The 23,102-nt window shown below is 61.5% G+C and carries 25 protein-coding genes and 1 pseudogene; 15 read left to right on the plus strand and 11 right to left on the minus strand.

All coding sequences use genetic code 11. The annotated features are described in order from the left end of the window. Position 1 precedes the first annotated feature (1 nt). The 5 genes from ACMGFM_RS10245 to ACMGFM_RS10265 all read right to left on the minus strand — a co-directional run bounded on the left by ACMGFM_RS10245 (position 2) and on the right by ACMGFM_RS10265 (position 4,481). Positions 2–1,030 carry a hypothetical protein gene (locus ACMGFM_RS10245; protein WP_436902493.1) on the minus strand — a complete coding sequence of 343 codons (1,029 nt, stop codon included), beginning with the start codon at positions 1,028–1,030 and terminating at the stop codon, positions 2–4. Positions 1,031–1,099: 69 nt separating this feature from the next. Continuing rightward, complete coding sequence (locus tag ACMGFM_RS10250) at positions 1,100–1,825, minus strand: uroporphyrinogen-III synthase (RefSeq protein ID WP_436902495.1); 726 nt, start codon at positions 1,823–1,825, stop codon at positions 1,100–1,102. After that, positions 1,818–2,594, minus strand: a complete 777-nt coding sequence (gene cobA / locus ACMGFM_RS10255) for a uroporphyrinogen-III C-methyltransferase (protein ID WP_436902497.1) — start codon at positions 2,592–2,594, stop codon at positions 1,818–1,820. The genes ACMGFM_RS10250 and cobA overlap by 8 nt, the downstream gene beginning before the upstream one ends. After that, the gene (gene hemC, locus ACMGFM_RS10260) at positions 2,591–3,700 is read right to left on the minus strand and encodes a hydroxymethylbilane synthase (RefSeq protein WP_436902498.1); all 1,110 of its coding nucleotides are present in this window, start codon (positions 3,698–3,700) and stop codon (positions 2,591–2,593) included. The genes cobA and hemC overlap by 4 nt, the downstream gene beginning before the upstream one ends. A gap of 58 nt (positions 3,701–3,758) precedes the next feature. After that, complete coding sequence (locus ACMGFM_RS10265; RefSeq protein ID WP_436902500.1) at positions 3,759–4,481, minus strand: profilin-fold protein; 723 nt, start codon at positions 4,479–4,481, stop codon at positions 3,759–3,761. Positions 4,482–4,567: 86 nt separating this feature from the next. On the opposite strand from ACMGFM_RS10265, the gene ACMGFM_RS10270 reads away from it, so the two are divergent. After that, positions 4,568–5,110: an NUDIX hydrolase gene (locus tag ACMGFM_RS10270; RefSeq protein WP_436902502.1), complete on the plus strand. Its 543-nt coding sequence runs from the start codon at positions 4,568–4,570 to the stop codon at positions 5,108–5,110. A gap of 23 nt (positions 5,111–5,133) precedes the next feature. Here the strand turns inward: ACMGFM_RS10270 and ACMGFM_RS10275 are convergent, their stop codons facing one another. Then, positions 5,134–6,684, minus strand: a complete 1,551-nt coding sequence (locus ACMGFM_RS10275) for a GMC family oxidoreductase (RefSeq protein ID WP_436902504.1) — start codon at positions 6,682–6,684, stop codon at positions 5,134–5,136. Positions 6,685–6,848: 164 nt separating this feature from the next. Here ACMGFM_RS10275 and ACMGFM_RS10280 point away from each other — a divergent pair, with 164 nt between their 5' ends. Then, positions 6,849–7,073 (plus strand): hypothetical protein, encoded by a 225-nt coding sequence (locus ACMGFM_RS10280; RefSeq protein ID WP_436902506.1) that lies wholly within the window; start codon positions 6,849–6,851, stop codon positions 7,071–7,073. Here the strand turns inward: ACMGFM_RS10280 and ACMGFM_RS10285 are convergent. Further along, positions 7,055–7,264 carry a hypothetical protein gene (locus ACMGFM_RS10285; protein ID WP_436902508.1) on the minus strand — a complete coding sequence of 70 codons (210 nt, stop codon included), beginning with the start codon at positions 7,262–7,264 and terminating at the stop codon, positions 7,055–7,057. The two genes, ACMGFM_RS10280 and ACMGFM_RS10285, sit on opposite strands and share 19 nt — an antisense overlap. A gap of 172 nt (positions 7,265–7,436) precedes the next feature. Here ACMGFM_RS10285 and cysS point away from each other — a divergent pair, with 172 nt between their 5' ends. The 3 genes from cysS to ACMGFM_RS10300 all read left to right on the plus strand — a co-directional run bounded on the left by cysS (position 7,437) and on the right by ACMGFM_RS10300 (position 10,541). Beyond that, on the plus strand, positions 7,437–8,924 hold the full coding sequence (gene cysS / locus ACMGFM_RS10290; RefSeq protein WP_436902510.1) for a cysteine--tRNA ligase: 1,488 nt from the start codon (positions 7,437–7,439) through the stop codon (positions 8,922–8,924). 383 nt (positions 8,925–9,307) lie between these two features. Continuing rightward, positions 9,308–9,619, plus strand: coding sequence for an HNH endonuclease (locus ACMGFM_RS10295; protein ID WP_436902608.1), 312 nt, complete (start codon positions 9,308–9,310; stop codon positions 9,617–9,619). A gap of 232 nt (positions 9,620–9,851) precedes the next feature. Then, positions 9,852–10,541: a YqjF family protein gene (locus tag ACMGFM_RS10300; RefSeq protein WP_436902512.1), complete on the plus strand. Its 690-nt coding sequence runs from the start codon at positions 9,852–9,854 to the stop codon at positions 10,539–10,541. Here the strand turns inward: ACMGFM_RS10300 and hmgA are convergent. Next, entirely contained in the window at positions 10,538–11,749 is a 1,212-nt protein-coding gene (hmgA, locus tag ACMGFM_RS10305) for a hydroxymethylglutaryl-CoA reductase (NADPH) (RefSeq protein ID WP_436902514.1), read from the minus strand. The genes ACMGFM_RS10300 and hmgA overlap by 4 nt on opposite strands. Before the next feature lie 165 nt (positions 11,750–11,914). Between hmgA and ACMGFM_RS10310 the strand changes: the two genes are divergently transcribed. The 5 genes from ACMGFM_RS10310 (at position 11,915) to tmk (ending at position 16,788) form a co-directional block, all read left to right on the plus strand. Continuing rightward, positions 11,915–13,582, plus strand: coding sequence for a histidine kinase N-terminal 7TM domain-containing protein (locus ACMGFM_RS10310; RefSeq protein WP_436902516.1), 1,668 nt, complete (start codon positions 11,915–11,917; stop codon positions 13,580–13,582). Positions 13,583–13,616: 34 nt separating this feature from the next. Next, complete coding sequence (locus ACMGFM_RS10315) at positions 13,617–14,045, plus strand: DUF5791 family protein (RefSeq protein WP_436902517.1); 429 nt, start codon at positions 13,617–13,619, stop codon at positions 14,043–14,045. After that, entirely contained in the window at positions 14,042–14,932 is an 891-nt protein-coding gene (locus ACMGFM_RS10320) for an SDR family oxidoreductase (RefSeq protein WP_436902518.1), read from the plus strand. Before ACMGFM_RS10315 ends, ACMGFM_RS10320 begins: the two co-directional genes overlap by 4 nt. An 88-nt stretch (positions 14,933–15,020) precedes the next feature. After that, positions 15,021–16,169, plus strand: a complete 1,149-nt coding sequence (locus tag ACMGFM_RS10325; RefSeq protein ID WP_436902519.1) for a DHH family phosphoesterase — start codon at positions 15,021–15,023, stop codon at positions 16,167–16,169. Positions 16,170–16,206: 37 nt separating this feature from the next. Then, entirely contained in the window at positions 16,207–16,788 is a 582-nt protein-coding gene (gene tmk / locus ACMGFM_RS10330; RefSeq protein ID WP_436902520.1) for a dTMP kinase, read from the plus strand. A 1-nt stretch (position 16,789) separates the two neighbouring features. Here tmk and ACMGFM_RS10335 read toward each other — a convergent pair whose 3' ends face one another. Further along, entirely contained in the window at positions 16,790–18,241 is a 1,452-nt protein-coding gene (locus ACMGFM_RS10335) for an arginase family protein (RefSeq protein WP_436902521.1), read from the minus strand. A 69-nt stretch (positions 18,242–18,310) separates the two neighbouring features. Then, entirely contained in the window at positions 18,311–19,525 is a 1,215-nt protein-coding gene (pan1, locus tag ACMGFM_RS10340; protein ID WP_436902522.1) for a proteasome-activating nucleotidase Pan1, read from the minus strand. 165 nt (positions 19,526–19,690) lie between these two features. On the opposite strand from pan1, the gene ACMGFM_RS10345 reads away from it, so the two are divergent. Next, positions 19,691–19,966: a winged helix-turn-helix domain-containing protein gene (locus tag ACMGFM_RS10345; protein ID WP_436902523.1), complete on the plus strand. Its 276-nt coding sequence runs from the start codon at positions 19,691–19,693 to the stop codon at positions 19,964–19,966. On the opposite strand, the gene ACMGFM_RS10350 is transcribed toward ACMGFM_RS10345, so the two are convergent. Next, positions 19,960–20,412, minus strand: a complete 453-nt coding sequence (locus ACMGFM_RS10350) for a hypothetical protein (protein ID WP_436902524.1) — start codon at positions 20,410–20,412, stop codon at positions 19,960–19,962. The genes ACMGFM_RS10345 and ACMGFM_RS10350 overlap by 7 nt on opposite strands. A 102-nt stretch (positions 20,413–20,514) precedes the next feature. Between ACMGFM_RS10350 and ACMGFM_RS10355 the strand changes: the two genes are divergently transcribed. The 4 genes and pseudogenes from ACMGFM_RS10355 to ACMGFM_RS10370 all read left to right on the plus strand — a co-directional run bounded on the left by ACMGFM_RS10355 (position 20,515) and on the right by ACMGFM_RS10370 (position 23,101). Next, entirely contained in the window at positions 20,515–21,108 is a 594-nt protein-coding gene (locus tag ACMGFM_RS10355; RefSeq protein WP_436902525.1) for a class I SAM-dependent methyltransferase, read from the plus strand. After that, positions 21,105–21,527, plus strand: a complete 423-nt coding sequence (locus tag ACMGFM_RS10360; protein ID WP_436902526.1) for a nucleoside phosphorylase-I family protein — start codon at positions 21,105–21,107, stop codon at positions 21,525–21,527. Before ACMGFM_RS10355 ends, ACMGFM_RS10360 begins: the two co-directional genes overlap by 4 nt. Before the next feature lie 24 nt (positions 21,528–21,551). Next, positions 21,552–21,914: pseudogene (locus tag ACMGFM_RS10365) on the plus strand (phosphorylase family protein); the annotation flags it as partial. A 71-nt stretch (positions 21,915–21,985) separates the two neighbouring features. Continuing rightward, positions 21,986–23,101: a pyridoxal phosphate-dependent aminotransferase gene (locus ACMGFM_RS10370; protein WP_436902527.1), complete on the plus strand. Its 1,116-nt coding sequence runs from the start codon at positions 21,986–21,988 to the stop codon at positions 23,099–23,101. Position 23,102 lies beyond the last annotated feature (1 nt).

The following is a 23,102-nucleotide window of genomic DNA, read 5'->3' on the forward strand; positions in this document are numbered from 1 at the left end:
TTCAGGAACTGTCCGAACTGCCCTGCAGCACGTCACGACTGTAGGTTGCCTCCGCGACGAGGCGGCCGTTACCTTTGAAGTCGACAGAGACGTCCGTCCGGTCGCTCTGGAACTCGGATTCGATGTTGCCCTGCTGGTCCTCGGTAATTTGGTCCGAACTGGCGGCGATGACCGAGTTGAGGTTGTCACCGTCGAAGGTCATCGAGCCGACGAATCCGCCGCTGTTGTTGACAAACTCGAATTCGGTATCCGAGCCGCCGGAGCCGGAGTCGGAACCAGGACTCGAGTAGCCATCGGGACCGTAGCCGCCGAGGGCAAGCACGCCGTTGCCGCCGTTGTTGAGCAGCCAGCTGAACTCGTCAAACTCGTCGGCAGCACGCCCGGAGCCGTCGATGGCGTCGATAACTGCCTCGACATTACTCTGATTTTGTGCAGAGATCAGTTCACCGTCGTTGACAGCGACCACCGAGCCACTGCTGCCCGAGGCCGACAATTCGGCTGGCTCGTAGAGCGTGTAGCCGCCGGTTTCGCCGGTCTGTTCGTACTGCGTTTTGAACGACTGGTCGCCCGATTCGGTGAGCGTGCTGCTGATTTCGTCGGTGTCCATCTCACCAGTAACGACCAACGCCGAGTTTGCGATGAGAACCTCTTCGCCCGACGAGTTGAGGTTGGACTCGCTGTCAGTCTGGAGGAGCCCACCGAGACCGAGCGCGCCCAGCTGGAAGCCAGCAGAGAAGGCGATCAGGAAGACGCCTGTCGCCGGCGCGAGCATCGGGTCTTCGAGGTTCGGCATCTGGCCGCCACTGCCGTCGTCCTGATTGCCCGAGTCGAGTTCTTCCAGCGCCTGAAAGTCGGCGTAGGCAAAGAAGACCTGATTGTTCTGAACCGCGAGATACTGCGAGTACGACCCAGCGCCCGAGCCGTCGCCGTCTCCACCGCCGTTGATCGGGTTGCTACAGCCAGCTACCGCAGCTACTGTAGCGGCGCCGCCGAGCTTGAGGGCCGTTCGTCTATCGATATTCTGTTCCATGTCTACAGAAATATATTGGTTATACTACAAAAAGTTTCCGACTGCTTACAAATAGCGCCACAATTACGGTCAGGGTTGTAAACGGTCAACCGCCTCTCGTGCTAACGTCTCAAAATCCGCTTCCGACGCGACGAGGTCCACATCGATACCAGCGTCGGCGGCCGTTTCGGCGGTCGGTGGGCCAATGACGGCAACGAGCGCGTCGTTCAATCCGTCGCGGGCCGCCGTCTCGTGGCCAGACTCGCTTGCTGCCGCAAGGAAATTCTCGATTGTTAGTGACGACGTAAACAGTGCGGCGTCGAGCGTCCCCTCGGCCGCCGCCGCGGCCGCTTCGCCGGAGTCCGGTGGTCGGCGGAGTTCGTACAGCACTGTCTCGTGGACGTACGCACCGGCGGCTTCGAGGCCATCGAGCAGCACTGCGCTGCCGTGGTCGCTGCGAGCCACCTCGACCCGCCGGCCTTCGGCCACGTCTGCAAGCGCCGTGACGAGTCCACTCGAGGTGTACTCCTCGGGGACGATGTCGACGGAATAGCCAGCCTCCCGCAAAGCGTCGGCAGTCGATTCGCCGATTGCACAGAGTTGTCCGTCAGTTCGCCAGTCCTCGGCGAGCAGTTCGACGCCAGTCTTGCTCGTCAGGACTGTGTACTCGGCGTCGGTTCGGGGCTGTGCGCCGGTCGGTTCGACAGCAAGCATCGGGTCTGGCAGTGGGTCGACACCAAGCTCTGAGAGTAGTTCGACAGCACTGTCGAGACGCTCGTCGTCCGGTCGGAACACGGCAACAGTTGGGTCACTCATAAGTTGTTGCGAGAAATTCGAGGGCGGTGTCGCGAGTGCCGGCCACCTCGCCGATGACCGTAATCGCGGGCGGTTCGATACCAGCGTCGTCCGCAGCCCCAACGATACTGTCGAGGGTCCCGGTAACAACCTGCTGGTCCGGCCAGGTTGCCCGCTCGACCATCGCGACAGGAGTCTCAGGTGCCAGTCCTGCGTCGACCAGCGAGTTGGTGTAATCAGGCAGTCGCGTCACACCCATCAGGACAACGATGGTGCCCCCAGTGTTGGCCAGCGCTTCCCAGTCCACCGCGGACTCCGCTTTCTCGGGGTCTTCGTGGCCTGTGACAATCGAGACTGTCGAGGCGTGATTGCGGTCGGTAACGGGAATACCGGCAACCTCCGGGCCGGCGATGGCGGAGGTGATCGCTGGCACTACCTCGAAGGGGACGCCATGGTCGGCGAGATAGCGCATCTCCTCGCCGCCGCGGCCGAAGACAGTCGGGTCGCCGCCCTTGAGTCGAACCACCGTCTTGCCCTCCCGAGCGAGTTCGACCATTCGCTCGTTGACGTACGATTGTGGCGTGGTGTCGCCGTGACCGCGGGTGCCGACATCTTCCAGCCGGTCGGCGTCGATCTGGTCCAAGATGTTTGGTCCCGAGAGTTTATCATGGAGAACAACATCACCGTTTTCGAGCAGTCGTTTTGCCTTGACGGTCAGCAGTTCCGGGTCGCCGGGGCCGGCCCCGACGAGGTAGACCATTCCATCAGCGGTGTCGGCTGGCTCAGTCATTCTCGTTTCGGGTCGTCGGGTTCGTCTCGGCGTGCCTGTTCGATCAGTTCTTTGGCACCCTGGTCGGCCAGGTCACGGGCAAACTCGCGGGCGGCCTCGGCGTGCGTTCCGACGGGGATTTCGCGGCTGGCCCGGACCTCCTCGGTCCCGTCCTGTGACAGCACGCGGACTGCCGTGTTGACGTATTCGCCCTGCAAGCGAGCATGGATACCGACCGGCGCAACACAGCCACCACCGAGTTCGGCCAGAATCGACCGTTCGACGGTCGTCTCGACGCGGGTATGTGGGTGGTCGAGTACGTCGTTGAGTCGCGCTGCGAGGTCGTCGTCGAGTGCGGTAACGGCAATCGTCCCCTGTGCTGGCGCGGGCACGATTGTCGTCGGGTCGAGTCGCTCGTACTCCACGAGCGACAGCAGATTACTGCGGTCGAGACCGGCTTCCGCCAGACAGATAGCGTCGTACTCAGGGTTAACCTCTCGCCCCAGCGCCTGCCGTTGCAGTTCCGTCAGGTTGTCGAACCACTCGTCGGGCGTCTGGTCGTACTCCGCTTCGTGCTCTTCAGCCTCCTCGTCTGCGGCGTCTGCAGCGTCAAGGCGAGCCTCGTGTTCGCGCTGCAGGCTGGGCGCGAGCAGTTTCTGGACGCGCGTGTCGACGTTGCCCCGCAGTGGCTCGATGGTCAGGTCGGGCCGCTCGGCGAGGAGTTGGGCCTTCCGCCGGAGACTCGACGTGCCAACGGTCGCGCCGTCGGGTAGGTCATCGAGGCCACGACCGTCGGGTGTGACGAGAACGTCGCCAGCAGGGCCGCGCTCGGGCGTGCCCGCGACGACCAGGTTGTCGGGCTGTTCGGTCGGCATATCTTTCATCGAGTGGACGGCAGCGTCGACGTCGCCAGCCATGACCTTCTCATCGAGACTGCGGACGAACGCACCAGTGGTGCCCAGTCGGTGGATGAGTTCGTCCTGAATCTGGTCGCCGGTGGTCTCGACTTCGACGAGTTCGACCGTGAACCGGCGCTGTGTGAGTTGTTCGTCGATCATCGCCGCCTGGCGTCGGGCCAACGACGACCCACGCGTGGCGATCCGGAGGGTTTCCCCGCGAGTGCTCATTACCCCTGTCTCTGCGGTCCGTGGTGAAAAACTCATCCTTACGTGGGCACTGGGAGCGTCACAGTTCGATCCGTTCGAGACTCTCCTCTAGCTCGGCAATCTCCTCGTTGTAGGCACGGACAAATTTCGGGAAGTCGGGTGCACGCTCGCGAATATCGTCGGCGGACGGTGGCTGGTACTGCGAGAGGAGATAGAGCCCGTTCTCCCCGCCGACGCGAAGGTAGGAGACCCCGTCACGGTCCCAGTTGAGTTCCCAGCGCCTGCCGGCAACGCGGGTCGTGAAGGTGCCGTAGTCGCCGCCCTCGTAGCGCTGGAGTTCCCGGGCCATGCGGTCGCAGACGTCGTGGATGCTATCCAGCACGCGGTCACGCTCTGCGACGGCGCTGTCGGTGGACGCGACATCCGGAAAGTCAGTCGAGACATCGTCGAGGATGCCGTCGAGTGAGTCGACGTAGTCGTTGAATCCGGCAACGAAGGCGCTGTAATCGGCCATTGCGTCGGCGAGCGGTTCGGGCTCTGCTGGCTGCTGTGTCGAGACGACGTACACCTCGTTGCCGCGTTCCGGGTCGAAGCGGAGATACGAGAGGTCACCTGCCTCGTACTTGACCGTCCACTCGGCCCGGTCAGTCTCGATGGTGGCCTGGCCGTAGTCGCCACCCTCCAGCCGGGCGAGCTGGTAGGCAATCTGCCCCGCGTGGTCTGTCACCGCGGCAACGAGTTCGTCTCGCTGGTCGGCAACGGCAGTCGCGTCAGTCGGGTCAATCGGCGGCCAGTCGGTCACACTGGAATCAGTCGCCGGAGAGAAATAATCGGCGCGGTTCGGGCCGGGGCCGTGGGTGCTTTCTGCTTGCCAGCCCGAGTCGTGGTATGGTCGACCGCTGGAAGACGCTCGACGAGCACACGGCGTACAGCTGTCCGGGCTTCGATATCGTCAACGAAACGGTCGAACTCCCAGACGGCACGGAGACAGATTTCGACTACCTGACCGAAGGCGAGAGCGCGGTGATTCTCCCATTTACTACGGATGGCAATGTGGTCGTCATCGACGAGTGGCGCCACGCCGTCAAGCGAACGAACCGCGGCCTCCCCGCAGGAAGTCTCGAACCCGACGAGGACCGCGAGCAGGGAGCGCGTCGCGAACTGCGCGAGGAGACGGGCTACGAAGCCGGCGAGATGTCGTATCTCGGTGGCTTCGAGCCAGCAAACGGCTTTTCTGACGCGTACTTTCACTACTTCGTCGCCGAGGACTGCGAACGAACCGGCGAGCAGTCACTCGACGATAACGAGACAATCGAGGTATCGACAGCGGGATTTGAGGACCTCGTCAGCGCGGTCAGAGCCGGCGAACTCGAAGACGGTCGAACGGCGACCGCAATCTTGCACTACGCGCTGTTCGAGCAAGAAAGATAAGGAGATTCGGCGGCGAGGAGCGCTCAGTCGTCGGCGGTGACTGCTCGTTCTTCGGTGATGAGTTCGGCGGCCTTCTCTGCGACGGCGATGGTCGGGGCGTTGGTGTTGCCGCTGGAAATCGTCGGCATCACCGAGGCGTCGACCACCCGCAGGTTCGAGACGCCGTGGACCCGGAGTTCGTCGTCGACGACTGCCATATCGTCGTCGCCCATCTTGCACGTCCCAACGGGGTGGTAGACGGTGTGGCCCGTCTCGCGGACGTGTTCCTCGATTTCCGCGTCAGTCTGGACATCCTCGCCCGGCCAGACTTCCTCGCCGCGCCAGTCGTCCAGCGCGTCCTGCTGGGCGATTTCGCGAGCCTGTTTGACACCCTCGACGATGACATCGAGGTCCTTCTGCTCGGAGAAGTAGTTCGGCTCGATGACCGGATGATCGAAGGGGTCGTCGGAGGCGAGTTCGATGTACCCTCGGCTCTCCGGGCGGAGTTGGGTTGCGCCGATGGAGAAGCCCTGCCCCTCCTCGGGATTGGCGAAGCCGTGCTCCATGAAGTACATCGGCGCGAAGTGAAACTGCAGGTCCGGCGCGGGTTCGCTCTCGTCGACGTAGGTGAACCCACCGGCTTCGCCGATGTTGGTCGACGGCGCAGGCTCGCCGCCTTTGGTGCGCTCGTAGACGACGAACCCGAAGAGGTGGTCCTGCAGATTTTGCCCGACACCGGGCAGGTCAGCCACCACGTCGATACCGTGCTCTTGCAGGTGGTCGGCCGGCCCGACACCCGACAGCATGAGCAGTTGCGGAGAGTTGACCGCGCCTCCGGAGACGATGACCTCCGCGTCGGCGTCGGCGCGGTGTTCGGTTCCGTCCTGTTCGTAGGTGACGCCAGTTGCCTGGTCGCCGTCGAAGCGAATCTGTGTCACCTGCGCGCCCGTCTCGACGGTCAGATTGTCGCGGTCGAGAATCGGAGTGATATACGCCTTGGCGGCGCTACAGCGCTTCCCGTCCTCCTGGGTGACGTGGTACAGTCCCGTTCCCTCCTGTTGTTCGCCGTTGAAGTCGTCGTTGCGCGGGATGCCGTACTCGGCGGCGGCGTCGACCATCGCCTCGGAGACGGGGTGTGGGTCGGCGGCGCCGGCGACGTTCAGCGGCCCCCCCTGGCCGTGGTACTCCGAGTCGCCGGGCTCGAAGTGTTCGGCCTGCTTGAAGTACGGCAGCATATCGTCGTAGCTCCAGCCCTCGTTGCCGCGTTTGGCCCATGTGTCGTAGTCGTGTGGGACACCGCGGATGTAAATCATCGCGTTGATAGAACTCGACCCCCCCATGGTCTTGCCGCGTGGCCAGTACAACTCCCGGCCGTTCATCTCATCCTGTGGCGTCGTGGTGTAATCCCAGTCGACCTCGCTTTTCATCAGATGCGGGAACATCGCCGGCACGTGAATCTCCTCTTTCTCGTCCGGTTCCCCCGCTTCGAGTAGCAGAACGCTCGCCCCCTCCTCAGTCAGGCGATGCGCCATCGCACAACCGGCCGATCCCGCCCCGACCACGATATAGTCGTGTGTTACCTCTCCACTAGACATGGCGACTCATACAACGGAAACGTCCATAATAAACCTTTGTGAACGAGCTATGGATTTTTACCCTCGTGAGAATGTCGGTGGTTGGTTGCTAAAAGACAGAATGATTGATATATTTTCTGCGATTATACCAAAAATTTTTCACTTTCGGATGGCTGTGAGAACATATGCCAACTCGACCCTCTCTCCGAGGATACGGTGCGGCGCTCGTTGTCGGTGTCGCCGTCGTCTGCATGGGTGTGCTGGCACTCGCTTTCACCGTGCCCGAGCGACTCTTCAAGAGTACCGCTGGATTGGTCGCCTTCTTCGTTGCGCTCGTTCTGATCGTCGTCTGCGGAGTCGTTGCGAATCTCTACGACCTGCGGCAGACGCTTCAGGAGGAGTTCGGCTGATCACTCGTGAATACCCGGAGTCCGAGATAATACGCACCGCCCATGACAGTCCCAGAAATGATCGCCGTGCCCGCCGCCACAACTGGCCCCGACGAATAGTTCAGCGCGAACGTGAGAATCGCAACGAGGACCGCGCCGATCAGTGCTTGTCCACGGAATGATTGCTCCTCCAACCACGCATTGACTCCCATATACATTCCTTTTCAACCTATCTATGGTTAAATTTTTCTCTATAAATAGTAAGAGTATATCTCCATTTTCGAGTGATACGCTGTCTTCTCGTTTCGGAACCGCCGACCCGTCTCGGAGAGGACGCGGTCGGAGACCACAGCGTTGAAACGATATCCCGCGGTAGTACCGCCAATGACGCTGCGAGTGACGAACTCTCTGTCCGGCGAGCGCGAGCCGTTCGAGCCAGCCGACCCCGACGCTGTCTTGCTGTATTACTGTGGGCTGACGACGTCGGACCCGGCACATCTCGGCCACGCTCGCGGGTGGGTCCACGTCGACGTGATGCACCGCTGGCTGGAGTGGCTGGGCTACGACGTTCGTCACGTCGAGAACTTTACCGATGTTAACGAGAAGATTGTCGCCCGCGTCGGTGAGGATGGTGACAGCGAAGCAGACGTTGCAGAGACGTACATCCGGTCGGTTATCGAAGACATGCGCTCGCTGAACCTCGAGCGAGCGGAAGTCTACCCCCGCGTCTCCGAGCACGTCCCCGAGATTATCGACCTCGTCGAGCGCCTGATTGAGCGCGGCTACGCCTACGAAGCCAACGGTTCGGTCTACTTCGACGTAACTAGTTTCGAGGAGTACGGCAAACTCTCGAACCAGGACGTCGACGAGATGGAAGCACAGGGCAGTCCAGACGAGCAGTCCGAAAAACGCAATCCGGCAGACTTCGCGCTGTGGAAGGCTGGCGGCGTCGACCCCGACGCGATTGCCGACCACCGCCACGATGAGGCCGCACCAGCAGAGCAGGCCTGCGAGAGGGCCCAGACGTGGGACTCACCGTGGGGCGAGGGCCGACCGGGCTGGCATATCGAGTGCTCGGCGATGAGCATGACCCACCTCGATGAGACTATCGACATCCACGTCGGCGGGCAAGACCTGGTCTTCCCGCATCACGAAAACGAGATTGCCCAGAGCGAGGCCGCGACGGGCCAATCGTTCGCCAACTACTGGCTGCACGTTCGCCTGCTCGACGCCCCCGACGACGAGAAGATGTCATCCTCGCTGGGCAACTTCGAGACGGTCAGTGAAGCAATCGAACGCTACGGCCCCAACGTCGTCCGAACCTTCCTCCTGTCGACGGCCTATCACAGCCCTGCCACCTACAGTTCGGAGACGGTCGGCGAGGCTGAGGCTCGCTTCGAGCGCCTGGAGCGCGGCTACGAGCGCGCACGGGAGGCACTGGACAGCACCGACGCCCGCACGAAAATCGAGGACGACAAGCTACGGGAAGCCGTCGAGACGGCCCGCGAGGAGTTCGAGGCGGCGATGAACGACGATTTCAACACGCGTGCTGCGTTAGCGAGTCTGCGGGAGTTGACCGCCGCGGTCAACGCCCACCTCGACGAGAGTTCGGAGTACGACTACGTCGGCTTGCGCGAAGCCCTCGAAACCTACGAGGAGTTCGGCGGCGGCGTGCTCGGACTCACACTCGGCAACGAGGGTGAGGGCACCGTCGAACTCGCTGACGAACTCGTCGAACTCATCCTCCGGGTTCGGGAAGAAGAACGCGAGGCCGGCAACTACGAGCGCGCCGACCAGTTGCGCGACGACATCGAAGCGCTCGGCGTCGAGGTGCATGACACCGACGACGGCCCAGCGTTCCGTCTGGAGTAGCTGAAATGAGCGTGTCATAGAGGCCTCCGCACAGTCTGTCTGTCGGAGTCTCGTCAAATACCGGTGCAAGATGGAAGGCGTATATTCTTTACGAGTTTTTATATAAGAATCGAGGGATAACGTGGGTAGCACAGAACGAGTCCAATCTGTGACGAGCGCAAAATCCGATACTATAGTACGGTGCGCGATTACACACAGATGCTAGTATGGTAACTCACAAATGCCCCACCTGTGGACGGACTGATTTTGCTCGTGAGGTCGATATGAAGGCCCACCACACGAGAGAGCATGGAGTGAGCCTCGTTGAAGAGGATAATCCACGCAAATGCCCGACGTGTGGGCGCGCTGATTTTGCACGTGAAGTCGATATGAAAGCCCACCACATGAGAGAACATGGAGAGAGTATCGCGGAGTCACGGACTATCGTTCAATCGACTCGTCACGCTGTTCTCGAACGGGATAATAATCGATGTCAGCGGTGTGGAATCGAAGTTACACCGAGAGATGAGGATGGAGCTGAGTTCCAGCTACATCATCTTATCCCGTTTGCAGCAGGTGGTCCAAACAAGCCGGAGAATCTCGTTACGCTTTGCAACGATTGTCATCTTCAGGCACATCAGCTAATGAAGACACTTCCTGAGAAGCACCCTGAACTCCTCAGTTCCCTTCGAACAATTATATGCGACACTGATTAAACGCGAGAGAGAAACACACTCAGCTCGGCATTGTTAGCAATGTTACGAGCGAGTGAATCACAGGTTATCGCGTGGAAACAAGGCTCGTTGAGTGCTGTACAGATGTGCTATATCTTGCACTGCCGTCTGTAATTATAGCTATCGTAACAGTTCATCATTTTGAGTACACCTACATAAATCGGTCATAGGATTCATCAGGAGAGTTTTCAGCGACGAAACCCAACTCTCGTGTATGGTTGTCGACCTTGCGATGGGCTGGCGGCAGTTGCTCTTCGAGAACTACCCGGTCGACCCGGAGATAGTCGCGGCGCACCTGCCCGACGGACTCGACGTGGATACCTTCGAAGGAAACGCGTATCTCTCGGTCGTGCCATTCACGAATATTGACGTTCGACCGAAGGGCCTCCCAGCGTGGGCGGGCGTGCCGCTGCCGGAACTTAATCTCCGGACCTACGTCACCCACAACGGCGTGCCGGGAGTGTACTTCTTCAGCCTCGACGCCGAGGGACTGCCGGGTGTGATTGGCGCACGCCTCACCCAGTCGCTGCCGTACTACTACGCGCGTATCTCGATGTCCACAGACGACGATGGCGTATACTTCAAAAGCAGCCGTCGCCACCCCGGCGCTCGTCCGGCGGAGTACGAGGCGACCTACCGCCCGGTCGGCGAGTCGTTCACCTCGACAGAGCGACCGCTCGCAAAGTTCCTGCTCGAACGGTACCGACTATACACCGAGGCCCCCGGCGGAGAGTTGCGCTACACGTCAGTCGACCACGACACGTGGACGGTCTACGAGGCCGACGCCGACGTGAAAACAAATACGCTCTTTACCTCGAATGGCTTCGAGAGGCCAGACAGCGACCCAGTTCGGTACTACTGTCCGGGCGTGGACGTGACGGCGGGAACGAGTACCCGCGTCTAGCGGCCGAGTTCTTCGTGTGCACTGGAGAGATGTCGTGAACAGAAGGCCGCGACTAAGGAGAGTTCGCCGGCAAGCGCGCCGACTGCAATCACTTCTGCAAGGCCGTCAGCGTTCGCACCGGCGGGGTCGCCGCCGCCGTGCAGTCCCAGTAGTTCGAGCGCTTCCTGCTGTGTGTCGAGGCCGGTGCCGCCGCCGACGGTGCCGACTTCCAGCGAAGCAAAGGAGAGGCTGGCGTAAAGGCCGTCCTCGCGGGCCTCCATCGTCGTGATAGCGTTTGCGCCTTCGACAACCTGTGCAGCGTCCTGTCCCGTCGCGAGGAAGGCCGCGGCGACAGTGTTGGCGGCGTGGGCGTTGAAGCCGAGACTGGCGGCTTTCGCAGAGCCAATCAGGTTCTTGCGGGTGTTGCCCTCGGCCATCGCCTCGGGTGTGGTCTTGAGTCGTTCCTCGACCAGTTCACGGTCGATGACGACGTCGGCAGTCACCGACCGTCCACGCCCCTCGATAGCGTTGATGGCTGCCGGTTTCTTGTCCGAACAGAGATTCCCAGAGAGCGCAACGAGTCGCGCTGGCGTCTCTGCTTCGACTATTTCACTGGCTTCGCGGGTTGCGATGGTCGCCATGTTCATCCCCATCGCGTCTTTCGTGTCGTAGATGAACCGCAGGAAGACGTTGTCGCCCACGACGTAGGTATCGATTTCGAGCAGTTCACCGTGGCTGGTGGTCGATTCGGCGGCCTCACGGAGCGTCTCGGTGTTGTCGTCGACCCACTCGATAACTGTCTCGGCTTCGGCGATGCCCGGCACCTGAAAGACCGGCGCACGGGTCATTCCCGTGTCGGTCACGCGTGCAGTTGCGCCGCCGCTCGCGCGAATCGCCGAGAGGCCGCGGTTGACACTCGCCAGCAACGCCCCTTCAGTGGTGGCGAGCGGGAGGAAATACTCACCGTCGGCGCCGGAGCCATCGATTGGAACTGGGCCAGCAACCCCCATCGGGAGCTGTGCGCCGCCAATCATGTTCTCGATGTTGGGTTCGGCAGTGGCAGCGTCGAAGGAATACTCTCCGATGGTGTCGAGCGTCGCGCCAGTTTCGCGCTGGACGTAGAGCCGTCGGGCCGTTGCTGCGGTTTCGGGGTCGGTGTGGTCGTCGAGTTCGTACAGTCGGAGGTCCCCGCTCTGGAGTCGGTCGGCGAGGGCTTCGGCGTCGGTCATGGGTATACCGTTGCGGCCGTTGCCCGTAAGGACACCGGACGCTCCCGCAGCCCGAGGAGTAAAGACGCTTGATACTAATGCTCGTGTATCGCCTCAGCGGCCGCAAACGCTCGTGTCAAGCCGAGAGAACGACTGCGCGAGCCAGACCAGGGGCCCCGATAACGAATGTCCGAACTCCTCCAGGTTGCCCACGTTGCCGTGTTTGCCCTCGTGACAGGGAGCTGTCTCGCCGCGTTGGTCTGGGTGCGCCAACTGGCCAGCACTGAGATTCGATACGGACTATACGGGTTGTTCGTGGCCTCGGCGTTGTGGGCGGCCGGCCAACTCGTGTTGTTCCTCAACCCGCCGCTTGCACTCGCCCGCGCCAGTTACTATACTGCCCTCATCGCGGGGCTGACGACAGTTTCCGCGTGGCTGTACTTCTGTTCAGCCTACGCCGGCCACGAGTACCACCGGACGCCGCGGTACCGCCGCGGTGTCCTCGCAGTCTTTCTGTCGGTCGTTGCGCTCAAACTGACGAATCCAGTTCACCGGCAGTATTTCGATATCCAGCGGGTGGAGACACCGTTTCCACACGCGAACCCGCAACTGTTCGAGTTACACGCCGCCGTTGAGGTGCTTGCCTACTCAGCCGTCGCGATTGGCTTCTACATGCTCTTCGAGCTGTTCAGGAACTCAGACATCCCGACACGAGGACTCGCAGCGCTCGCGAGCCTCACGGTCGCACCGGTCCTGTTGAATCTGCTCGGCGAACTCGGCGTGTCGGCGCTGGTCGCAAATAGTTACGAGCCGATTGGCGTTGCGATGTTTGCACTCGGAACACTCGTGCTCGCTGACGAGCAGTTCGAGGAGGTCCGCTGGTCTGCAGAAACACAGCTCCTCGACCAGATCAACGAAGGTGTCCTTATCGTCGACGAGTCCGGACTGGTTCGTGATTTCAACGAGTCTGCACAGGAACTGTTCCCGGCGGTCCGGTCGGGGTGTCCACTGAACGAGATTGACTCGTCGTTGGCAACCGACGGCGGTGCACAGGCAGACACGGAGGGCGACTCGCGGATTCTCGCCATCAACCGCGACGGCGAGACGCTGTATTACCTGTTGAACCGGACGCCGCTGGCAATTGGGCCGGATATGGCGGCCTCTGCGCTGGTCGTGAGCAACGTCACGAAAGTCGAGACACAGCGGCGTGAACTCAAGCGCCAATCAGAACAGTTAGAGGGGTTTTCCGAGGCGGTTGCACACGAGCTTCGAAACACGCTAACAATCGCGAGTTCGAACGTGACACTGCTTTCGGACGCACTCGCAGACGGTGAGGGAGACGACGCCGAGCAGATGCTCGACCGAATTCGAGGAGCGAACAACCGGATGATCGATATCGTCGACGACCTGAGCACGCTCGCTCGACTCAGCCAGGTGACGACGGAAATGGAGTCTGTCTGGCTCGCTCACATTCTCGACGACGCGCGGAAAACGGTGGCGTCGACACCACTGACTGCCTCCGTCGAGACAGAGAGGCAGATTCGGGCAGACAGAACCCGAACAAGAGAACTCCTCCAGAACGCGATGGAACTCGGTGCCGAAGTCGAGGCGGAGCAACTGGAAATCAGTGTCGCTGACGGGTCGATCACCCTCACCTACACCGTCACAGGCATGCCAGCGTTCGACAACGACGGCTTTCTCAAATACGGGGAGGCGGTGCCCCACGCCGAGGCGGGGATGTACGGGCCAAACATTCGAGCGCTGGCGCGGGCCCAGGAGTGGACCGTCACTGTCGAACAGCAAGACAGTGGGTTTTCGCTCGTCCTCTCGGGAATCGAGTCAGTCGAGTCTTGAACACTGACTTATACGCGGCCCGCCAACAGCAGGTATGCTCAGAGGACGTTTTGCGGATGCCGGCGATATGTCGCCTGCGGAGTTGCAATCAGCCTACGAAGAAGTACTCGCCGAGACGGTGAATTCTGCCGGCGTCTCGACGGTCGCTGACCGCTCGGGCGTCGACGAGGAGACGGTACAGGCACTGGCCGACGGCGACAGCCCCGAACTCACACTGACAGACGCTGCGGCGGTGCTCGCGGTCGACGACCAGTATCCAGTTGCTGACGCCATCGAGGCCGACGCTCGTGATATTCTGCTGATGGGGATGTCCATCGCTGTCCTCGATGTGGAGGCTATCGCCGCGGGACTCAACGACGAACTCGAACCGAAAGAAATCCAGCAGAAAGTCGAGGGTCGGTACCCAATCACGCTGGCGGAATACGCGCTCATTCACAACTACATCGAGAGTGAGAAGCGATGACCGTCCTGATTCTTGGCTGTGGCTACGTTGGCCTCGAACTCGGGAGACAACTGACCGAGGCAGGCAAGCGAGTGGTCGGCGTCCGTCGGTCACACTCGGGTATCGAGGCCATCGAGGACGCAGGCTTTCGGGGGATTCAGGCCGACATCACCGACGCCGACGCGCTGTCGACGCTGCCCGACGCAGACACCGTTGTCTTCGCCGCGAGTTCGGGCGGCCGCGATGCTGAGACAGCCCGTGAAATCTACGTCGAGGGCCAGCAAGTGGCACTCGCCGAGTTTGCCGACCGCGAAGACGCGCCGGACCGATATCTCTACACATCGAGCACGGGCGTCTACGGCGACCACGACGGCGACTGGGTCGACGAGGAGACACCACTGGAGCCAACCACAGACAAGACCGAAGTCCTTGTCGAAGCCGAAGACGTGGCACTCGACCCGCCCGGCGAGATTGACGGCACCGTGGCCCGACTCGCCGGAATCTACGGCCCCGACCGCTACCGACTCGAACGGTACATCGAGGGACCAGTGACCGAGGGCTTCCTGAACATGATCCACCGCGACGACATCGCCGGCGCAATTGCCCATCTGCTCGAAGCGGATGTTGCGCGCGGAGAGGCCGTGTTGGTCGTCGACAACGAACCAGTCCAGAAGTGGGAGTTCGCGGACTGGCTGGCCGAAGAGTGTAGTGTCGAGTCCCCGCCGAAGCGAACCACAGCGGAGCGTCTAGAGGAAGATGGACTCTCTGCGGCCGCACGACGCCGGATTCAGACGAGCAAGCGCTGTCGGAACACCAAGCTTCGTGAACTGGGCTACGAGTTCACCTATCCGACATTCCGAGAGGGCTACCGCGACCGAATCGAACAGTATCTCGCGTCCGAACGATGAGGTGACTGGCACGTAGCCACCGGAAACGTGTTATAAATACGTCAGTAAAACCAACAATTCTTAATAGCCGGACCGACCCAGTGGGCGTATGCTGATTGCTGGTGTGGTCGGAGGGTTATTGCCATCAGCAGTCGCGGAAAACCTGCTTCTGTTGGCCCTCGCCTTGCTGGCTGTTGTCCTCCTCGGTGCGTTTGGCTACCAGTTGATTGTCGGGCCGCCAGGGAAGCGGTTCGCGCGGGCGATTGGCTCCGCAGAGACCGTGGCTGTCCTGATGCACCCGAACCCGGACCCAGACGCGATGTCGTGTGCGCTCGGAGCAGAAGCAATTGCCGAGGCTGTCGACACCGAGCCAACGGTATACTACACGGGACAGATTCGCCACCACGAGAACCGGGCGTTCGAGACGGTGCTGGATGTTGATTTCACACGAATCAAGAGCGCAGACGAAATCGACGAAGAGCAAGTGGTACTGGTCGACCACAACGAGGCCCGGGGATTCGAGGGTGCCGAAGAAATCGACCCACTCGCGGTCGTCGACCACCACCCCGGCGGCGGAACTGGACAGAAGTTTGCGGACGTTCGGACTGACCACGGAGCCTGCGCGACGATTTTCGCCGAGTACTTCGAACAGCTTAACAGAGACCCAATCTCGCCGGAGGAAACCGGCGACGGCGACAGTGTTCTCCCACCGCGAATCGCCACAGCACTCGTCTACGGGATTCAATCGGACACCGCACATCTGACAAACGGCTGTTCTGAGGCAGAGTTCGAGGCCGCGAGTTTCCTCTACCCCGGCATCGACGAGGACAAACTCGACCGAATTGCAAACCCCGAGGTCGACGCCGAATCGCTGGAGGTGAAAGCCCGGGCAATCACCGACCGCCAGGTCGAGGGACCGTTCGCGGTCAGTGATGTCGGCGAAGTCTCGAACGCGGATTCGATTCCACAGGCTGCCGACGAACTCCGGCGGCTCGAAGGCGTCAACGCTGTCGTCGTCCTCGGAGACAACGGCGAGGCTATCCAGATGTCAGGGCGCTCGACCGACGACCGCGTCCACATGGGGAAAGTACTCGAAACGGCCATCGAGTCGGTACCGATGGCCGAGGCCGGCGGCCACGCTCGGATGGGTGGCGGCCGAATCCCACTGGACCATATGGCGGGGCTGGCCCCCGAAGAGGGGTTGACCCGTGAAGAACTGAAGAGACGACTGTTCGACGCGATGAACGGCGCGCTCTAAGCCAGTGATTTAGGAGGGCGGGGAGCAACGACTACGTATGCTCATCACGCTCGAAGGGCTCGACGGCAGCGGCAAGAGTTCCTGCGTCGAGGCACTGCAGACCGACGTCGACGCCGTCTTTACGCGCGAACCGACCGATTCCTGGTACGGCGACGCCGTCCAGCGCTCGATTGACGACGACAACGCCGACCCGCTGGCGGAACTATTTCTCTACGTTGCGGACCACGCCGCACACCTGCGCCGAACGGTTACCCCGGCGCTGTCCGAAGGAAAAACGGTCATCTCTGACCGATACTCCGACTCACGCTTTGCCTATCAGGGCGCGACACTCGCAGATCGGTTGCCTGACAGTCTCGCCTACGTCAGAGAACTCCACGAACCGTGGACACGTCCGCCGGACGCAACGATCTATCTCGATGTCGACCCCAAAACGGCAACCGAGCGCAGCGGTGCCACGAACAAATTTGAGGCCGAACAGTATCTCGAAACTGTTCGGGAGAACTACGAGCGCCTGATTGCCGCCGAACCGGAGCGGTTCGTCCGCGTCGACGCAACACAGCCACAGCAGGTGGTCGAAGAGGAAGTCCGTCAGGCCGTCGAGACGCTGCTTGCGGAGTGAGTTACTCTCGCAGCACCGCAATCGCGTGGGCGGCGGTCCGGGCGGCAGCCTCGGCGGTCTGGTCGTCGCGGTCGTGTGTCGGCGCAGTTTCGACCAGTTCGAGGCCGGCGATGCGGTCGTCGCTCGCGAGCAGTCTGACGACCCGGAACAGTTCACGAGTCTGCAGTCCACCCGGCGAGGGGTCGGAGGCACCGGGTGCGGCGGTGGCGTCGAGCACCGAGAGGTCGATACTGACGTAGACATGCTCGGCGTCCTCGACGGTCGCGAGCGCGCGGTCGGCTGCTTCCACCGGGTCGTCTCCGACCTCCTCGGCCGTGACAACTTCCCCGCCATTGTCACGGAACGCGTCCGCTTCGGCGGTGGCGCTCTCGAAGTGGCGCGCGCCCACCACAGCCAGCGAGTCAACGCCAGCCTCGAACAGTTGTCGCACGGCGCTACGGTTGGTCGGCTCTGAGCCGACTGGCTGACAGTCGAGACGCGCGCTCAGTCGGATGACGCCGACGCTGCCCGTCGACCCCGTTGAAGAGCTATCGACCGTTGTGGTCTCCTCGACGACCTCCGACTCTGGCTGCTCGCTCGTGTCGAATCCAGTCTTTGCTGCGCTCGAATCGTCGACGACTTCTTCCGAGGGAGTTTCCTCGCTCTCTTCAGTGTCCTCGGTTTCGCCCCCGTCTTCTTGTTCGGTTGTCTCCTCGTCCGCGTCCTCGTCAGTCTCGTCGTCGGCGTCTACAGTCTCGCTGTCTTCCTCGTCAGCGTCCTCAGTTTCCGCGTCTGCAACCTCCTCAACGTCAGTCTCTTCAGCCTCAGTTTCGGACCCTCCACTCTCGTCTTCCGCTGCCGTCTCGTCTGTTTCCGTGTCGTCCGCAGCGTCCTTGCCTTCAGACGAGTCTTCGGCCTGCTCCTCGTCGTCGGAATCGTCCGCGGTGGCGGGGTCAAAATGTTCCACGTCGCCGACAGACTCCTCGTCGTCACCGAATCCGCCGTCAGAACGAAGTTCTGACGAGGCTCGCGGACCGTCGGTCCGCTCACCGCCGTCAGTCGCCGCGTCCGATTCCAGCAGTCCGGCGACGTTGGCAACCGTAAGCGAACTGTCACCGCCGATAATCAGCGGCACTGCGTCGCTGTCGTGCAGCGCGTCGACCGTCTCACGGACTGGCTCTCTGGCCGTCGCGACAGACGCGCCGAAGGGAATCTCGACCGAACCGACATCGCCAACGGAGTCGACCGGTCCCGCGTCGAGGTGGTGGGTGTCAACGTCAGCGAGTGCCATCCGAATTGCGGCGGGGCCATCGCGTGCGCCGCGGCGGGTGACGGTGCCGCGGTCGTAGGGTTCACCAACCAGGACGACATCGTACTCGCCTGCCGCTGCGGTCGTCACCGGCTTGATAATATCGCCAAACTGTTCGGCGTCTGCCGCCGTCGGAATGTCTTGGTCCCACGAACTTCGGTCCATGTTTCGAAGTACTGGGCGTTCTTCGGGCTTGTCAGCATCGGTCTCTAGTCGGCAAAAAAGCGTCTCGAATCAGGCGAAGGTTCGAGAGACGTCGTCGGCCTCGTCGTCTTCGGCCTCGATTTTGTCGTACGCCTCCCGGAAGTCCGTCATCCGGACCTCTGTTCGGTCTTCGCGGATGGCGAACATCCCGGCCTCGGTACAGATTGCCTTGACATCTGCACCAGAGGCCTCGACGACCATCTCGGCGAGTTCGGTGTAATCGACGTCGTCGGCGATGTTCATCGAGCGAGTGTGGATCTTGAAGATCTGTTCGCGGCCCTCGGCGTCCGGTTTCGGCACCTCGATGAGGCGGTCGAACCGGCCAGGGCGGAGAATCGCTCGGTCGAGCATGTCGAAGCGGTTGGTGGCGGCGATGATGCGGATATCACCGCGGTCCTCGAAGCCATCCATCTCGCTGAGCAGTTGCATCATCGTCCGCTGGACCTCGGCGTCACCGGACGTTTTCGAGTCCGTCCGCTTCGCGGCGATGGCGTCAATTTCGTCGATGAAGATGACGGCGGGCTGGTGCTGGCGGGCAAGCTCGAACAGGTCACGGACGAGTTTGGCACCCTCGCCGATGAACTTGTGGACCAGTTCGGAGCCAGCCATCTTGATGAACGTCGCGTCGGTCTGGTTGGCGACAGCCTTGGCGAGCATCGTTTTCCCTGTACCCGGTGGGCCGTGGAGGAGCACACCCGATGGCGGGGTAATACCCACATCGTCGAACATGCCCGGATTCTTGAGCGGCATCTCGACAGTCTCGCGAACTTCATCAATCTGGGCGCTGATGCCGCCGATGTCCTGATAGGTCACGTCGGGGCTCTCGTCGACCTGCATCACGCGAGCACGAACATCGGTCTCGTCGTCGAGCGATTTGACGACAGACAGCGAGTTATTGACCGCAACGCGGGAGTCTGGTTCCAGGTCCTCGCGCATCTCGTCGGTCACTTCCGTCAGGGCTTCCTGATTGTTACCGTGCTGTTTGATGATGACACCGTCGTCGGTTAGCTCCTGGACCGTGGCGACGAACAGCGGAGACTGCTTGAGTTTCTTGTTCTCGTGGGTCAGTCGTTCGAGTTTCTGCTGGTACTTGTTGTTCTCGGCGTTGGCGTCCAGCAGCTTGTCACGCATCTCTTCGTTCTGGGACTCGAGAACGTCGAGGCGCTCCTGTAACGATTCAATCTTCTCCTGTTTGGACGCGTCGTCGTCGTATGGCAGGTCGACGTCGTCCACCATGTCGGTCATTACCATTTATTAGTGGACTTGGCAATAAGAGGCTTCGGGTCACCCCCAAAATCTGAAATGGAGACCCAAAGACGCCGAGAGTACCGGCTAAATAAGCTGGTAGATTTTCCACAGTTATAATTCGAAGTAGTAAGTATTATCCATTCGCATCGCAGAACTGTGATAATGAGTACATCAGAGTCAGCAGGGTCCCCAGAGGTATCGGCCAGCGGGTGGGAAGCGGTCGCGGAACTCCCGCCGAGTGCAAAACTCGTCGCGAAGGTGCTCGAATACGACGGGCCGCTCACCCAGAGTCAGTTGGCAGAGGAGACGTTGCTTCCGGCCCGAACGGTCAGATACGCGCTGAATCGACTGGAGGATGTCGAGGTCATCGATTCGCGCTTTTCGTTCAACGACGCCCGCAAGCGCGTCTACACGCTCGCTGTCGAGCCCGATCAGTAGTCGATATCGTCGTCCTCGCGCTCCTGGACGTCGGTCTGGCCGCTGGTAAGAATTTCTGCACCTTCCGGTGACAGCGTCGGCGTGACGTTCCCCGACGTAACCTTGTTGAGTTCGTCGATGTTGCCCGACAGCACCTTTAGCGCGTCCTGTGGGTTGGGATACACCATCATATAGCCGTTTTCGCCCATCGTGATGAGCTGGGTATCCGAGACCATGATCTGCTCGTTCTGGATAGTGGCGGCAACGGCGGGAATTGCGTCTGGTCGGCCGTCGTCGTCCTCGTCTTCGGTCACCCAGCGGATGTGGACATCGTCGAGGTCGAGGTGGTGCTTGTGCTCCTCGATAATTTCCGCACAGGCGACCAGGTCCCGCGTTATCTTGGTCTTGTGCTCGTTCTCGTGCTCGCCCTCGAAACAGTGTCGACAGACCCGAAGTTCAACCCGCATTGGCAAGAAGTAGGCCGTTCAGCTTCAAAAGGTCACGGCTTCCCGGTGACGCCCCAGTTGGGCCGGCATAATGGTTACAAGTGTGCCAGTCACCGCTATAGTATGGACCGATTTCAGAACACGAGACAGCCCGATTGGAACTGGTGGGGAAAGCTATGGCCGACACCGGGTGAAACCCTCCGGGAGTTCGGCCTCGAATCCGGTGAGTCAGTCGTCGAAATCGGGAGCGGAAACGGGTATTTTACGCTCCCCGCGGCTCGCATCGTCGCACCAGAACCGGTGTACGCGCTGGACCTCGACGAAACGCTGCTCGACGAACTCGAATCGCTCGCCGCCCAGCAGGAGATTTCCAACGCGAGACCAGTCCACGGCGACGCCCGTGCTCTCGCGGAGCACCTCCCAGATCCCGTCGACGTGGCACTCGTAGCAAACACATTCCACGGTGTCGACGACCGCGCCTCAGTGCTCGAGCAAATAGCTGCTGTGCTCGCGGAAGACGGGAAATTGCTCATCCTGAATTGGTACGACTCCCCACGAGAGCAGACGACGGTCGCCGACGAACCCCGAGGCCCGCCGACAGAGCTACGCCTGTCTCCCGAGGAGACGAGACAGATTGTGGAAGAAGCCATCGACGTGACGCTGACACGGCAGATCGAGATCCCACCGTATCACTACGGACTCGTGTTCGAACGATGAGCGAGAAATCAGCGTCGCCGCTACTCGCTGCCAAAGCCTACGAGGAGTCCTCAGTCTTTGACCCGAGTGCCCTGCTATCGGAGGCCCGCCGGCAGAAGAATCTCCCGGACGACCCGGTGCCCGAGATCTGTATTCTCGACCCGGACGGCGACATCGTTCGACACCTCCGCGAGACGGGACAGGCAGAACAGGAGCCGACGTGGCCGGGCTACCACACCACCCTCTACCGGTTCGAGCACAACGGTCAGAGCTACGGAATTATCGGCTGTGCGGTCGGTGCTTCCTTCGCCGTTCTCGTTGCCGAGCAGCTGTTCGCCGCCGGCTGTGAGTTTCTGATCAGCATCACCTCCTCCGGACAGATCCAGCCCCGAGAGGACCCACCCTACTTCGTCCTGATCGATCGGGCGCTGCGAGACTAGGGGACGAGCCACCACTACCGCGAACCGGAGCAGTACGCGACGCTGGATACGGAGCTCCGGACCGCTGTCGAACGAGAGTGTGCGTCCGTCTCCCGGCCAGTCTATACTGGGGCAACGTGGACGACAGACGCGCCGTTCAGGGAGACCGAGACGGCAATCGAGCAGGCCAGAGCAGAGAATATCCTCGCTGTCGAGATGGAAGCCGCCGCGCTGTACACCTTCGCAGCGGTCCGGGACCGCCCTGTTGTCTGTTTCGCACACGTAACGAACCAGATGGGCCAAGCCGAGGAGGACTTCGAGAAAGGGGAGGCCAACGGGTCAAAAAGTGCGCTGGAAGTGGTCGAAGCCGCGACCTCCGCCTGGTGGTCGGGAACTGACTCGTCGTGACTAGAGAGGAGAGCGAACGACTGTCACCGCAGAAGAAAACGCCAAAGGCCGAGTAACGCACACCGGTTCGTATGGACTACGAGCGGCCACAGTTTTTCCGCGTGATGCAGTACGCCCAGCGGGCCGACGGTGACGTCGTCGATATGGTCAGCGGTAACCCCGACTGGGACCCCCCCGAAGCGCTGCGCGAGGGACTGCGAGCCTACGCCGATGGCGACCCCGAGCAGTTCCAGTATCCCGCAAGCGTCGGCCTGCGGGAACTGCGCGAGGAGATTGCGACCCGCCGCGGCGTCGATGTCGAACAGGTCATCATCACTAACGGCGCTGGCGAGGCCAACCACCTCGCCATGGCCGAGAGTCTCGACCGGAAGGGCTTGGAGGTGCTGCTCGTCGACCCGGTCTACCCGTACTACGCCGGCCGCGTCCAGATGCTCGGGGCGGACCTCAATTTCGTCTCCGCCAGCGACGACGGCCAACTCGACCCCGAGGCTGTCCGCGAACAGATTACCGACGACACCGCCGCCGTCGTCGTCAACTCCCCGAACAACCCCCTCGGCGTGACCTACGACAGCGAGACGATTCACGACCTCGTCGCCGTCGCAGAGGACCACGACACAATGGTCGTCAGCGACGAGGTGTACGACCACTTCGACTACTCCGGCCGGTTCGAGTCCGCGCTTGCCGTCGACTCGCCGAACCGCATCGTCACCAACTCCTTCTCGAAGTCGATGGCAATCACCGGTTTCCGCGTGGGCTACGCCGTCTTCCCGCATCCTGACGGACCCAACGGCGACCTGATGGACGGCGCTCGCTCGCGACACATGCTCACGAACGTCACGAGTTCCCGGCCAGCACAGGCTGCGGTCCTGAACGCACTCAGAGAAACCGGTCCACAGTACTACGAACAGAACCGCGACCTGCTACGCGACCGAATCAAGACGTTCACGACGGCGCTGGACGCGGCCGGTGCGGCCTACACTGAACCAGAAGGAGCCTTCTACGTCATGGCGAAGTTCCCCGATTTCGACGGGACGATGGACAACGTCGAGCGTCTTATCGACGAAGCCGGCGTCGCGGGGATGCCCGGCCAAGCCTTTGGTGACGCCCGTAGCGACTGGTTCCGGTTTGCGCTCGTGACCCCACAGGTCGAGGAGGCCGCCAACCGACTGGCTGCGTTTTTCGAGTGAG

This window comes from Halovenus halobia (genome assembly GCF_051414135.1).
GTDB lineage: Archaea > Halobacteriota > Halobacteria > Halobacteriales > Haloarculaceae > Halovenus > Halovenus halobia.

Coding starts and splice junctions, on each gene's coding strand:
- ACMGFM_RS10275 (WP_436902504.1), bottom strand. CDS start 6,684: ATGTCTAGTGGAGAGGTAACACACGACTATATCGTGGTCGGGGCGGGA.
- ACMGFM_RS10315 (WP_436902517.1), top strand. CDS start 13,617: ATGCTCAGAGGACGTTTTGCGGATGCCGGCGATATGTCGCCTGCGGAG.
- ACMGFM_RS10345 (WP_436902523.1), top strand. CDS start 19,691: ATGAGTACATCAGAGTCAGCAGGGTCCCCAGAGGTATCGGCCAGCGGG.
- ACMGFM_RS10245 (WP_436902493.1), bottom strand. CDS start 1,030: ATGGAACAGAATATCGATAGACGAACGGCCCTCAAGCTCGGCGGCGCC.
- ACMGFM_RS10310 (WP_436902516.1), top strand. CDS start 11,915: ATGTCCGAACTCCTCCAGGTTGCCCACGTTGCCGTGTTTGCCCTCGTG.
- ACMGFM_RS10325 (WP_436902519.1), top strand. CDS start 15,021: ATGCTGATTGCTGGTGTGGTCGGAGGGTTATTGCCATCAGCAGTCGCG.
- ACMGFM_RS10270 (WP_436902502.1), top strand. CDS start 4,568: ATGGTCGACCGCTGGAAGACGCTCGACGAGCACACGGCGTACAGCTGT.
- ACMGFM_RS10280 (WP_436902506.1), top strand. CDS start 6,849: ATGCCAACTCGACCCTCTCTCCGAGGATACGGTGCGGCGCTCGTTGTC.
- ACMGFM_RS10300 (WP_436902512.1), top strand. CDS start 9,852: ATGGTTGTCGACCTTGCGATGGGCTGGCGGCAGTTGCTCTTCGAGAAC.
- ACMGFM_RS10320 (WP_436902518.1), top strand. CDS start 14,042: ATGACCGTCCTGATTCTTGGCTGTGGCTACGTTGGCCTCGAACTCGGG.
- cobA (WP_436902497.1), bottom strand. CDS start 2,594: ATGACTGAGCCAGCCGACACCGCTGATGGAATGGTCTACCTCGTCGGG.
- cysS (WP_436902510.1), top strand. CDS start 7,437: ATGACGCTGCGAGTGACGAACTCTCTGTCCGGCGAGCGCGAGCCGTTC.
- tmk (WP_436902520.1), top strand. CDS start 16,207: ATGCTCATCACGCTCGAAGGGCTCGACGGCAGCGGCAAGAGTTCCTGC.
- ACMGFM_RS10360 (WP_436902526.1), top strand. CDS start 21,105: ATGAGCGAGAAATCAGCGTCGCCGCTACTCGCTGCCAAAGCCTACGAG.
- ACMGFM_RS10370 (WP_436902527.1), top strand. CDS start 21,986: ATGGACTACGAGCGGCCACAGTTTTTCCGCGTGATGCAGTACGCCCAG.
- hmgA (WP_436902514.1), bottom strand. CDS start 11,749: ATGACCGACGCCGAAGCCCTCGCCGACCGACTCCAGAGCGGGGACCTC.
- ACMGFM_RS10350 (WP_436902524.1), bottom strand. CDS start 20,412: ATGCGGGTTGAACTTCGGGTCTGTCGACACTGTTTCGAGGGCGAGCAC.
- hemC (WP_436902498.1), bottom strand. CDS start 3,700: ATGAGCACTCGCGGGGAAACCCTCCGGATCGCCACGCGTGGGTCGTCG.
- ACMGFM_RS10335 (WP_436902521.1), bottom strand. CDS start 18,241: ATGGACCGAAGTTCGTGGGACCAAGACATTCCGACGGCGGCAGACGCC.
- ACMGFM_RS10355 (WP_436902525.1), top strand. CDS start 20,515: ATGGACCGATTTCAGAACACGAGACAGCCCGATTGGAACTGGTGGGGA.
- pan1 (WP_436902522.1), bottom strand. CDS start 19,525: ATGACCGACATGGTGGACGACGTCGACCTGCCATACGACGACGACGCG.
- ACMGFM_RS10285 (WP_436902508.1), bottom strand. CDS start 7,264: ATGGGAGTCAATGCGTGGTTGGAGGAGCAATCATTCCGTGGACAAGCA.
- ACMGFM_RS10250 (WP_436902495.1), bottom strand. CDS start 1,825: ATGAGTGACCCAACTGTTGCCGTGTTCCGACCGGACGACGAGCGTCTC.
- ACMGFM_RS10295 (WP_436902608.1), top strand. CDS start 9,308: ATGAGAGAACATGGAGAGAGTATCGCGGAGTCACGGACTATCGTTCAA.